The sequence below is a fragment of the Flavobacterium aestuarii genome (assembly GCF_040049115.1).
Taxonomy (GTDB): Bacteria; Bacteroidota; Bacteroidia; order Flavobacteriales; family Flavobacteriaceae; genus Flavobacterium; species Flavobacterium aestuarii.
This window is the reverse complement of the sequence record NZ_JBDLZZ010000007.1, coordinates 61,421-74,286: the sequence shown is the minus strand read 5'-3', so window position 1 is coordinate 74,286 and position 12,866 is coordinate 61,421. Positions and strand designations below refer to the sequence as shown.

Genomic DNA, 12,866 nt, shown 5'->3' with positions numbered 1-12,866 from the left:
AATACTAATTTTTTGTAATTATTATACTTGTTGTTATTCCATCAAAGTCAATTTCCGTGCCATTTGCCATAACATCTTCAAAAACAAGAACTTCTGTCAGTGTTTCTGATTTAATGTAGTCTTCATTGGCGTTTACTGCTGTTTCCAAAGTATCATTTTTCTGCAAATGAACTTTAATTTTATCAGTCACTTCAAATCCGGCTTCCTTACGGATGTTTTGAATCCTGTTTACTAATTCCCTTGCTATACCTTCTTGTTTTAGCTCAGCTGAAATTGTAATATCCAGTGCCACCGTGATTCCATTTGAATTGGCAACCAGCCATCCTTCAATATCTTGTGACGATATTTCTACATCTTCTAGTGATAAAATTACACTATTTCCCGCAATTACAATGGTTAAGGTGCCTTCTTTATCAAATTGTGAGATTTGTTCACTAGTTAAATTCTGTATCTCTTTGGAAATCAGACCCATGTCTTTTCCGAATCGAGGTCCCAAAGCTTTGAAATTCGGCTTGATCTGCTTGATTAAAACACCAGAAGCATCATCAAGGAGTACGATTTCTTTTACATTTACTTCGGCTTTGATTAAGTCAGAAACTGCTTCAATTTCAAGTCTCTGATTCTCGTCAAGCACTGGTATCATTACCTTTTGCAATGGCTGACGTACCTTGATCATTTCCTTTTTACGCAGTGATAAAACAAGAGAAGAGATAGTCTGCGCTTTCTGCATTTTGCTCTCTAACATTTTATTAACATACTTTTCAACTGAAACAGGGAATTTAGCCAAATGTACCGACTCATATTTTTCTGTTTCTGTCGCTTTTGTCAGGTCTCTATAAAGGGAGTCCATAAAGAACGGAGCAATTGGTGCACTTAGTTTACTAATACTTACCAAACAGGTATATAATGTTTGATAAGCAGCGATTTTATCTTGTGCGTATTCTCCTTTCCAAAAACGGCGACGGCACAAACGAACGTACCAGTTACTTAAATTCTCCTGTACAAATTCAGATATTGCTCGAGCGGCTTTTGTTGGCTCATAATCAGCATAAAAACCATCAACTTCGGCGATTAATGTGTTTAATTCCGAAATGATCCATTGGTCAATTTCAGGTCTTTCGTTTACTGGAATTTCAGCTTCGGTATATTTAAATCCATCGATGTTAGCATATAACGAGAAGAATGAATACGTATTGTAAAGTGTTCCAAAGAACTTACGTCTCACTTCGGCAATTCCTTCGATATCAAATTTCAGGTTATCCCAAGGATTGGCATTCGAAATCATGTACCAACGGGTTGCATCTGGACCATATTCAGCAATCGTTTCAAAAGGATCTGTGGCATTTCCTAGACGTTTGGACATTTTTTGCCCGTTTTTATCCAAAACCAAACCATTTGAAACTACATTCTTGTAAGCTATTTTATCGAAAACCAAGGTTCCAATAGCGTGTAACGTATAAAACCATCCGCGAGTCTGATCTACTCCTTCAGCAATGAAATTCGCTGGAAAATCCTTGTTGTCATCGATTTTGTCTTTATTTTCAAAAGGATAATGCCATTGTGCGTAAGGCATTGCTCCAGAATCAAACCAAACGTCGATCAGATCACTTTCGCGCTTCATCGGTTTCCCAGAAGCGGAGACCAAAGTAATTTCATCCACAACATTTTTGTGCAAATCAATTAAGTCATAATTTGATTCAGACATGTTTCCGATTTCAAAACCTTTAAACGGATTTTCTTTTTGAAAACCAGCTTCGATCGATTTTTCGATTGCATTGTATAATTCTTCAACAGAACCAATCAGAACTTCTTCTTTTTTGTCTTCGGTTCTCCAGATTGGCAACGGAATTCCCCAATAACGAGAACGGGACAAGTTCCAGTCATTGGCATTTTTTAACCAATTTCCAAAACGTCCTTCACCCGTAGATTTAGGTTTCCAGTTGATGGTTTCGTTCAGGTCGAACATTCTGTCCTTTATGTCGGTAACCTTAATAAACCAAGAATCCAGAGGATAATATAAAAGTGGTTCATCTGTTCTCCAGCTGTGCGGATAACTATGCACGTATTTTTCAACTTTAAATGCTTTGTTTTCTTCTTTTAAACGAATCGCAATTTCAACATCTACAGATTTCTCCGGAGCCTGTCCTGCATCGTAATATTCGTTTTTAACATATTTACCAGCCAAGTCACCTAAATGAGAGGTGAATTTTCCTTGTAAATCTACTAATGGAACTGCATTTCCATCTTGATCCAAAACCAACATTGGCGGTACTTCCGGTTTTGCTTCTTTTGCAACTTTTGCATCATCTGCACCAAAAGTCGGCGCTGTATGTACTACTCCTGTTCCATCTTCCGTGGTTACGAAATCACCTGAAATCACCCTAAATGCATTTTCTGGATTTTGGTATGGCAATACGTAAGGCAATAATTGCTCATAACGAATTTCAACTAAATCTGCTCCTTTTGCTTCGGTTAAGATTTTGTATGGAAGTTTTTTGTCACCGTTTTTCACATTGTCAAAATCAGCGTCGTCTTCACTTAAGAAAAATCCTTTTCCGAATTGTTTTCCAACTAAGTTTTTAGCCAAAATAACATTGATTGGCTCAAAAGTATATTGATTGAAAGTTTTAACTAAAACATAATCAATTTTTGGCCCAACAGTCAAGGCAGTATTTGACGGAAGTGTCCAAGGAGTTGTCGTCCAGGCCAAAATGTGAATATCTCCAAAACCCTGCAAGAAGGAAGGTAGTGTTTCCGGCAATGTTTTAAACTGCGCTACAATCGTAGTATCGGTAACATCGCGATAAGCTCCGGGTTGATTTACTTCGTGAGAAGATAATCCGGTTCCTGCTTTTGGAGAGTAAGGCTGAATTGTGTATCCTTTGTACAACAAACCTTTATCGTAGATTTGTTTCAAAAGCCACCAAACAGACTCCATATATTTTGGTTTATAAGTCACATATGGATCTTCCATATCTACCCAATAGCCCATTTTTTCGGTCAAATCGTTCCATACGTCAGTATAACGCATTACGGTTTTTTTGCACGCTTCGTTATATTCTTCGATAGAAATGGTTTTTCCAATATCTTCCTTGGTAATTCCAAGTTCTTTTTCGGTACCTAATTCCACAGGTAATCCGTGTGTATCCCAACCCGCTTTACGCTTTACTTGAAAACCTTTTTGGGTTTTATATCTGCAAAAAATATCTTTAATCGCACGCGCCATCACGTGGTGAATTCCAGGTAATCCATTTGCTGAAGGCGGTCCTTCAAAAAATACGAAAGGCTCAGCACCTTCGCGAGTGGTTACACTCTTTTCAAATATGTTTTCTTTCTTCCAAAAATCAAGAACTTCAGACGCTACAGTTGGCAGGTCAAGTCCTTTGTATTCAGTAAATTTTGTACTCATTTTATCCTTTTCTTAATCGTGGTGCGAAAGTAATAAAATTAAGTCGAAAGTCGAAAGTCAGAAGTCAAAAGTTACACTTTACCCCTTTTTATTGCTGCAGTATTTAATTTGGGACTAAAAAACAGCGAAAAATCAGGAAAAAACTTCTTTCAGAACATCCAAAGATTTTGGTCTTTTGAATCCATCAAGATGAAAACTGTAATAATCGATTAGAATTTTAAGCAGAATTTGTCTTTCGATGACATGAAAAACTTTTTGATTATTGTCAAATTTCAACTGAATCAGTTTTTTGAAAAGCTGGGTTTCGTGTTCAGTAAGAGAACTAACGGCATGAAAAGGAGTGAAAACACCTTCAATCATTTCAAAAAAAGGCATATCTATATCGGAAGTGTCTGGATAAAACCCAAGATATTTTGTGGTTTCCAACATCAGAATCAAATGAAAATTGGAAATTTCGCTGTGTTCGTCCAGCCAATGCAAAGCGGTTTCGAGGAAAGTAAATAAAGATTCGTTTTTTTCTTCTTCATGAATTGAATGATGCAGAATTTCGGAAAGAAACAAAACCATAGTGCTCTTAAAAATATCCGAATGTATCGAATGAAAAGGGTACGAGATTTTTACTTCTTTAAAATTTTCCAGTGTCCCTTTATTTTTATGTACAGCTTCGATTTCAATAAGACTCAAAGGCTGAAAATAAGCCACTTTCGAACTTCCTTTCCTGGATGAAAAAGCATCACGTACCATATAAGATTTCAAGCCATTTGAAAGTGTAAAACATTTTACAATCAAGCTTTTTTCCTGAAATTTTAAGGACGAAATTACTATGGCTTTTGTTTTGACAAGCAAAATTAGATTATTAGATTGTTGGATTTTAAGATTTGATTTTTTTTACCTTATAATCATCACTTTTTTAACTTTCGTTTCACTGCCATCTTGAGCAGATACAAAAATCATATACACGCCAGATGCCACTTTGTATTTGCCAAAAGCAGTCGTATCCCACTCTAAAGTTCCTCCCTCGGTAGTGGCTTCGAAGACCAGATTACCGGCAACATCAGTAATTTTTACATTGGCTTTATTGAGCAGGCCATTTATTTTTACTGTTCCTTGATATTCTGGACGAACAGGATTAGGATATACATACACATTATTTAAATTATCACTAGCCGATGTGGCAATTCCTTTAAAAGAAATCAACCCTTTGGATGTCGCTATAAAAACTTCGCCAGTACCGCTGTTGATGCTAATATCATTTATAACATTGCTGGGCAAAGGAGAGTTATCTGCCGTAAAATGGTACTTGGTCTGCTGGCCGTTTGGAGAAACCAGGAATACACCAGCATCTGCAGTTCCAATCCATTTCTCATTTGCACCATTTACCTCAATATCGGTTATAAATTGCTCATAAAGCAATTCCTGAGCCAGATTATCTTCCATGATAATAATGCTTTCGGTTGTAAGCTGGCTTTCGGTTTGAAAATCATTTACATTATACAAAACTCTCAATCCTTTTGTGGTACCAATCCAAAGCTGATTTTTAGTATCTACGGCAAGAGTCCGAACATCTTGCACGGGCAAATTGCCAAGGTCTGTACCAAAAGTAATTTTCTTAAACGTATTACTGCTTTCATTAAATCCTATCACTCCGTTTATGTTGGTTGACATCCATTTTGTCCCATATTTATCAATATCCAGTTTGTTAAAATCATTACTGCCCGGTTTTGTTATAATTTTGTCCATTGTATAACTCGTCCATTGCCCGCTGGAACTCAGCATTTTTAAACCATTCGAAACTCTTGAATTATTAATCCATAAATTTCCCGATTTATCAAATGCTGTTCCGCCAATTCTAATATCAATGTAATTAGGATCTGGAGGACTAATTGTTAAAGATTCTAAACTGCTGTTGGTTTGATTGTAAAGAATTGCGGGAACATCGTCTTTAATTTTCAATAATCCTGAAAAATAAGAGCTCGCGTACACTTCTCTCTCATTCACTGGATTTATTGCAATGCGCGTCATAGATTTGGCACCAAGCACCTCCTCAAAAGGAATATTCAGCCATCCAGCTGTTGAATATTTGCTAATTCCATAGTCATCCAGTCCATAGGGATTATAATCAATATCATAATCACCATATACTGTCCAAAGCTGATTCTGTGATGCCTGCAGAGCGAAAATATTATTCCGGGAAGGACCAATTGGAGTTATGTTTTCAAATATTGAACCGCCCGAAAGTGGAGCGGTAATCAATCCATCTTCGGTGGTGCCCATAAAAACTGTATTGCCTATTATTGCAGCACAGCTAAAAGAGGAATGCATATCGGGAATCTGATCTTTGTTTATCTGACGCTCCAAAACCATTTGATTATTATAAATAAAAACGCTGCTGGCAATTGCTGCAATCAAATAATCGGGTGTGGACCGAAAACTGGTACAGCCCTCTGGCAGCTGCAGAAAACCATTAAAAATATTGGTTCCTGAATCGTATTTATGAATGTAGCCCGTTGTGTTTATAGCATATAAAACTGTTCCAAGCGAGGCAACTCCAAACCAATTGCCTGTGGCAGTGATCTGCCATTGACTGTAATCTATTAAATTAGGATTGGCTATATCTCCTTTGCGGATACCGCTGGGTGTGGCTGCATAAATAGATCCATTGTAAATAGCAGTTTGAAAAACTTTAATTTCGGCTCCATTATCGCCTATAAAATAAGTATCTCCAAACTTGGAAGTATTTAAATTGTACTGCACAATTCCAAAATCGGTGGAAACATATACGATTCCGTTATATTCAATAAAATTGTTGATACGTTTTATATTTGCGGGTAAACTTTTATTGATAATATCGACTACTTTGAGCATCGAACCATCGGCTTCGTTGATTACCATCAATAATCCGTTTTGATACCCGATAATGGTTTTTTTAAATGCAGGGCTATAATAAAGGGCAGTAATGGTTTCGCCCGAAAGGCCATCAACAGTGGTCGTTGTTTTGATAATATTGGTGTTATTGTCTTTGGAAAACAAGGCATTTTCGGAAGCTGCGTAAATGGCGTTCGGCGATTCGGAAACCGCTTTGATCTGAGTATAGGAAAAATAGCCTTGCCATGACAAATTACTTTGGGCAAAAATGTTTGTAACCACGAATAAAAAAAACAGATATAAAAGTCTTTTTTGCATTGAACAACAAATTGGTTCACAAATATAATACAATGTAAGTGAGATTTTAGATTTTAGGCCGCAGATTGACAATTCTTGAATTCAGTTTATTACTATCAAAAAAAAGAGCCTTTCATCTTTACAGAAAAAAGGCCTTTTCAGTTTATTTATATTCTGCAATCTGAATTATGCAGTCTAAAATCTAAATTTCTTATACTATTCCTTGTGCAAGCATCGCATCGGCTACTTTTACAAAGCCAGCAATGTTTGCTCCTTTGACATAGTCAGTAAAACCTGCAGCGTCTGTACCATATTTTACACATGAAGCATGTATGTCTTTCATGATATTTTTTAGTTTTTCGTCTACTTCTTCCGAAGTCCAGCTTAAACGCAATGAATTTTGAGACATTTCAAGACCTGAAGTTGCTACTCCGCCCGCATTGGAAGCTTTTCCTGGAGCGAATAAAATTTTAGCTTTTTGGAAAACATGAACAGCCTCAGGCGTAGAAGGCATATTTGCTCCTTCGGCAACACAGATACATCCGTTTGCTACAAGAGTTTTTGCTTCGTCTTCGTTCAGCTCATTTTGAGTTGCACAAGGCAGGGCAACATCACATTTTACTTCCCAAGGGCGTTTGCCAGCCACATATTTCGCATTTGGATATTTTGCTGTGTAATCGCTGATTCTTCCTCTTAACTCATTTTTAATATACATAACATGAGATAATTTTTCAGCATCAATACCATCGGCATCATAAATATATCCCGCAGAGTCTGATAGCGTCACTACTTTACCTCCTAATTGAACTGCCTTTTGAGCAGCATATTGTGCTACGTTTCCAGATCCCGAAATTACAACGGTTTTACCCTCGAAACTCTCACCTTTAGTTGCTAACATGCTTTGCGCAAAATACACATCGCCATATCCTGTAGCTTCTGGACGGATTAATGACCCTCCAAAAGAAATTCCTTTACCGGTTAAAACTCCTGTAAATTCGTTTCTTAATCTCTTGAATTGTCCAAACATATATCCTACTTCTCTTCCTCCTACACCAATATCACCAGCTGGTACATCGGTATCAGCACCAATATGCTTTGATAATTCGGTCATGAAAGCCTGACAGAAACGCATTACTTCATTATCTGATTTTCCTTTAGGGTCAAAATCGGCTCCTCCTTTTCCGCCACCCATTGGCAATGTAGTCAAGCTGTTTTTGAAAGTCTGCTCAAAAGCCAAAAACTTCAAAATACTTAAATTTACAGAAGGATGAAAACGGATTCCGCCTTTATATGGCCCAATAGCCGAATTCATCTGGATACGGTATCCTCTATTTACCTGAGTGTTCCCTTTGTCGTCTGTCCAAACTACCCGGAACATGATGATACGATCTGACTCGACCATTCTTTCCAGGAGCATTTTGTTTTGATATTTTTCGTTTTGTTCAATAAAAGGAATTACTGTTTCGGCAACTTCGGTAACAGCTTGCATAAATTCCGGCTCGTTCGGATTTTTTCTGGCAACTAATTCTATAAAATCTGTAATGCTTTGTGACATGGATATTAAAATTATAAACGTTAAAGAAACGCTTCAGTTAGTTTTGCAAATATACATCTTATTGAAATATTTTAACTTTTTTAAAGCCATATTGACGCAAAATTATCTTTTTATTAATCATTTATAAAAAATTCAATACATGAGATATAGTTTTTACGAAATCGATATAGTTTTGATAAGAATTATTAAATAAAAGCCTAATATTTAATTTTTTATTTTTTTTAGTATTTATTTTTTATTAATCAAATCTATCTTGTCACTTTTTATATCTTTGTCCAGCCACCAAAATAATGTCTACTTATGCTTAAATTAAAAACAATTGCATCACTGCTATTGATTGGTTTACCCTTACTCGCTTTTTCCCAAGGTGGAATTACGCATGAAATTGGTGTTATTGCTGGACCAATACAATTTCGATCTGATTATGGACAGCGTAACGATACTCAAACCAATATAAAGAATATGGGGTTTGGAATCGCGTTTGTTGATTTTTTGAATTTCTCCTATACAGACTATGTAAATGATTATTTTGCCGAGCATTTCAAAGTAAGAAATGAATTCTCATATAGCAAGACCGATTTACAGCATTATGGTGAATGGGTTGAAAAAAACAGTGTAGGATCAAAACAGCTGCAAGCTATGAGAGGTACAACCCAATTGATTAATTTGGGAATACAGCTTGAATATAGTTTTCTGCATATTCATGATTTCGAGAAAACAATTGGGAGTTTTAATCCTTATGTAAGCATCGGCCCACAGGTTAGTTATTATACAGCTGCTGCATCTTCTGAGTTAGGAGATCTTGGAAATACAACCACTACTCATCCAAAATATTTAGTCCCATCAGACGGGCACCCACATGGATATGCTAATGAAAGCAAAACGGTTTTTTCTGTGGCTCTAAATTTTGGGACTCGATATAAGCTGAGTTCTATGTCGGATCTAATATTTGATGTGAGAGCGCAATATTTCAGCTCTGATTGGGTTGACGGACTCAATCCTAATAAAGATTTGTATACAGAAAACAAAAACAATGATTGGTTAACTTCTATAGGTGTTGGATATATTTTCTATTTTGACCATTAAGAAAAATGTTTATCAAAAACTAAAAAACCAGCTTTTACAATCAAAGCTGGTTTTTTAGTTTTATATTATTCTAATGCCTGTGATAAATCGGCAATTAAATCTTCGGCATCTTCGATACCCACACTCAAACGAACTAAGTCATCTGTAATACCAATTTCTTTTCTTTTATCTTCAGGAATTGATGCGTGTGTCATCAATGCTGGATGATTGGCTAATGATTCTACGCCACCTAATGATTCTGCCAGTGTAAATACTTTTAGTTTTTCTAAAAATTGTACAGCCTCCTCTTTTTGGCCAGACACAAAAGTGAAAGAAACCATTCCCCCGAATCCGCTCATTTGTTTTTTGGCAATTTCATTAAACGGATGCGTCGGAAGTCCTGGATAATAAACGGTCTTTATTTTTGGATGATTACTCAAAAATTCAACTACTTTACCACCATTTTCGCAATGTCTCTGCACTCTTAGATGCAAAGTTTTAATTCCTCTTAACACTAAAAAACTATCCATCGGTCCAAGAGTGGCTCCTGTAGCAAATTGCTGAAAATGCAATTGGTTTCCTAACGTTTCATCTTTTACAATCAAGGCTCCAGCAATCACATCTGAATGTCCGCCCAAATATTTAGTCGCCGAGTGCATTACAATATCTGCTCCCAAATCCAATGGTTTTTGCAAATAAGGTGTCGCAAAAGTATTATCGACAGCAAAAAGGATATTATTGGCTTTGGTTATTTTGGCTATTTCTTCAATATCGGCTAGTTTCATTAAAGGGTTTGTTGGCGTTTCCACCCAGACCATTTTGGTATTTTCATTAATGAATGATCTAAAATTATCCAGATCATTCATATCTACGAAATGAAATTTAATTCCCGAATCCTTATAGATGCGGGTAAACATGCGATAAGTACCACCATATAAATCATCCATAGCAATGATTTCGTCCCCCGCTTTAAAAGATCGCAAAATACAATCGGTCGCTGCGAGTCCTGATGAAAAAGCCAATCCGCGTGTTCCGTTTTCGATACTCGCCAATGCGTCTTCTAAAGCCGTTCGCGTAGGATTTGCAGCTCTGCTGTATTCATAATCTGGATTTAATGGCTTACCTGGGCTTGTCTGTACAAATGTAGAAGTTTGATAAACTGGCGGCATTACTGCTCCTGTGCTTGGATCATGGTGCTGTCCTCCGTGAATGACTTTGGTATTAAATTTCATTGTTTTATCTTTTTAATAATTATTTTATGAATACCTTGAAGAAAATTTGCCAAAAGATTCACACAGATTACTTCTATAAAAATCTGTGTGAATCCGTGTAATCGGTGGCAAAAAATTAATGCACTTATATTATTCGGCTAAAAACCTAAATAAACTTTCTAATGCTCATCATAATCCCGACATGCAGTCCTTCGTGGAAATTATTGAATTCAATTGCCCCTGCTGCGCTTTTCAAAATATACCCTGTAGATGTTGGGTATTCCTGATAATTTACAAAAATACCATTGTTATAATCTGCTTCCAATTTATGTAACGTATCAAACAGCAATTCTTTTATTTCATCTGCTTCTGCTTGGGTCACATCTCCTTCTGGCTTGGTACCTTTTCGGTATTTTTCGACCATTGCATCCGAAACCATCATTGGCAATCCCGATAATTTATAAACCAGTATCTGCTGCGTGACTACAATATGGGCAATGTTCCAAATTAAATTATTAGTAAATCCCTCTGGAATCTTATTCAATTGTTCTAGCGTATAATTTTCAAAATAAGCGTTCAGCATTTTTCTGCTGGTAAGATTAACTTCGAATGTATCTTTCATTGTTTTATATTTTTGCATAAAATTAAACATTTTAAACATCAAATGTTTTCCTTTGCAATTAGAAAATACTGCAAAAATGAATAAAATATACTATCTCGCATCCTGCGATACCTGTCGAAAAATAATAAAAGCGCTACCGCAAAATCATAACTTAGCGTTTCATGACATCAAACAAAATCCAATTACTATTGAGGAATTAGATGAAATGCATAGCCTTGCAGGAAGTTATGAAGCTTTATTCAGTAAAAAAGCGCAATTGTATAAATCATTGGATTTAAAAAACAAATCCCTGACTGAAGATGATTATAAAAGATATATTTTAGAACATTATACATTTATAAGCCGTCCTGTTTTTATCATTGACGGCAAAATTTATATTGGAAATTCTCAGCAGAATATTCATCAGGTGATGAAAGTATTGGGGTAATGTGATTTTTTACCACAAATTATCCGCAAAGTATGTCATTCCGTAGGAATCCCACGTTGGTTACTCTTGTTGTGTGAGATTCCTATGGAATGACAAACAGTGCGCAAAACGAATCGGATTCAAGCAATTCAGCTCTTCTGAATATTTGTGTTTCTGAAACCTGTTAGGTCTGAGATATCTGCAAAAAATCACACTCGAGCAATAGCGAACAGGCGAAGCAAATATTTCTCTTTAGCCCCGATTATAGTGGAAATCCTTGTGGGCTGGGGTTCAGCCCTCAAGATTGTAACGGAAAGCGGGACCAATGCTTCCTGAAAATGCCTAATCTTTCTGCTCCTATAAAAGAATCGAATTCAGGTTATTTGAAAAATTGGCGAATTTGCGGTAAAACAAATCTGTATTTGACAGAGAGAATACTAAAAACTGACCACTGAACACTTTTTTCTTATCTTTGAACACTTTTAGAAAAATATATGATACAATCCATGACTGGTTTTGGTAAAGCCACTCTGCAGTTACCAACCAAAAAAATTACGGTAGAAGTAAAATCACTAAACAGTAAAGGTTTAGACTTAAATGTTCGAATGCCTTCACTGTATCGCGAAATGGAACTGGGTTTGCGTAACCAGATCGCTTTGAAACTTGAAAGAGGCAAAATAGATTTTTCGATTTTTATCGAAAGCACCGCCGAACAGACATCTACCAAAGTCAATGTGCCTATCGTAAAAGCCTACATCAGTCAATTAAGAGAGGTTTATGCTCAAGCCGATGAAACCGAGCTAATGAAAATGGCCGTGCGCATGCCCGACACGATGAAAATTGAGCGCGAAGAAATCGACGAAAATGACTGGGCTCAAATCCAGACAGCTATTGAAGAAGCACTGCAGAATATCCTGAATTTCCGCAAAGACGAAGGGCAATCTCTTGAAAATGAATTTCAGTTGAGAATTGCAAATATCCGTCAGTTTATGAATGAGGCTTTGGTACTGGATCCTGAACGTGTTCAGGCTATAAAAGACCGTTTACAGGCTGCCATTGCCGAATTGCAAGTGAATGTAGATGAAAACCGTTTTGAGCAGGAATTGATTTATTACTTAGAAAAACTGGATATTACCGAAGAGAAAGTCCGCTTGACCAACCACTTGGATTATTTTCTGGAAACCATTAACGGAACGGAAGCCAACGGTAGAAAACTTGGATTCATTACGCAGGAAATGGGTCGTGAAATCAACACTATGGGTTCCAAATCAAACCATGCACAGATGCAGAAATTGGTCGTTCAGATGAAAGATGAACTTGAGAAAATTAAAGAGCAGGTTTTGAATGTTTTGTAAAAAAAGTAATTAGTCCCTAGTACATAGTCCTTAGAAATCAAGGACTATGTACTAGGGACTGAGGACTAATCTTTAAAAAAA

The 12,866-nt window shown here is 36.5% G+C and carries 9 protein-coding genes; 3 read left to right on the top strand and 6 right to left on the bottom strand.

Annotated features, from left to right (window positions below):
• Nucleotides 1–4: 4 nt before the first annotated feature.
• The 4 genes from ileS to gdhA all read right to left on the bottom strand — a co-directional run bounded on the left by ileS (nt 5) and on the right by gdhA (nt 8,126).
• Nucleotides 5–3,409, bottom strand: a complete 3,405-nt coding sequence (gene ileS, locus ABEG11_RS09360) for an isoleucine--tRNA ligase (RefSeq protein ID WP_348823908.1) — start codon at nt 3,407–3,409, stop codon at nt 5–7.
• A gap of 132 nt (nt 3,410–3,541) precedes the next feature.
• Nucleotides 3,542–4,255, bottom strand: coding sequence for a DNA repair protein RecO (recO, locus tag ABEG11_RS09355; RefSeq protein WP_348823907.1), 714 nt, complete (start codon nt 4,253–4,255; stop codon nt 3,542–3,544).
• Between the two features lie 42 nt (nt 4,256–4,297).
• Nucleotides 4,298–6,592, bottom strand: a complete 2,295-nt coding sequence (gene porZ / locus ABEG11_RS09350) for a type IX secretion system anionic LPS delivery protein PorZ (RefSeq protein ID WP_348823906.1) — start codon at nt 6,590–6,592, stop codon at nt 4,298–4,300.
• A 190-nt stretch (nt 6,593–6,782) separates the two neighbouring features.
• Complete coding sequence (gene gdhA / locus ABEG11_RS09345) at nt 6,783–8,126, bottom strand: NADP-specific glutamate dehydrogenase (protein ID WP_348823905.1); 1,344 nt, start codon at nt 8,124–8,126, stop codon at nt 6,783–6,785.
• Nucleotides 8,127–8,426: 300 nt separating this feature from the next.
• Here gdhA and ABEG11_RS09340 point away from each other — a divergent pair, with 300 nt between their 5' ends.
• On the top strand, nt 8,427–9,212 hold the full coding sequence (locus tag ABEG11_RS09340) for a THC0290_0291 family protein (RefSeq protein ID WP_348823904.1): 786 nt from the start codon (nt 8,427–8,429) through the stop codon (nt 9,210–9,212).
• A gap of 65 nt (nt 9,213–9,277) precedes the next feature.
• On the opposite strand, the gene ABEG11_RS09335 is transcribed toward ABEG11_RS09340, so the two are convergent.
• Entirely contained in the window at nt 9,278–10,423 is a 1,146-nt protein-coding gene (locus ABEG11_RS09335; RefSeq protein WP_348823903.1) for a cystathionine gamma-synthase, read from the bottom strand.
• A gap of 145 nt (nt 10,424–10,568) precedes the next feature.
• Complete coding sequence (locus ABEG11_RS09330) at nt 10,569–11,024, bottom strand: DinB family protein (protein WP_348823902.1); 456 nt, start codon at nt 11,022–11,024, stop codon at nt 10,569–10,571.
• Nucleotides 11,025–11,100: 76 nt separating this feature from the next.
• On the opposite strand from ABEG11_RS09330, the gene ABEG11_RS09325 reads away from it, so the two are divergent.
• Together ABEG11_RS09325 and ABEG11_RS09320 are read left to right on the top strand one after the other, a co-directional pair.
• Nucleotides 11,101–11,451, top strand: a complete 351-nt coding sequence (locus ABEG11_RS09325; RefSeq protein ID WP_348823901.1) for an arsenate reductase family protein — start codon at nt 11,101–11,103, stop codon at nt 11,449–11,451.
• 473 nt (nt 11,452–11,924) lie between these two features.
• Nucleotides 11,925–12,785 (top strand): YicC/YloC family endoribonuclease, encoded by an 861-nt coding sequence (locus tag ABEG11_RS09320; protein WP_348823900.1) that lies wholly within the window; start codon nt 11,925–11,927, stop codon nt 12,783–12,785.
• Nucleotides 12,786–12,866: the final 81 nt, after the last annotated feature.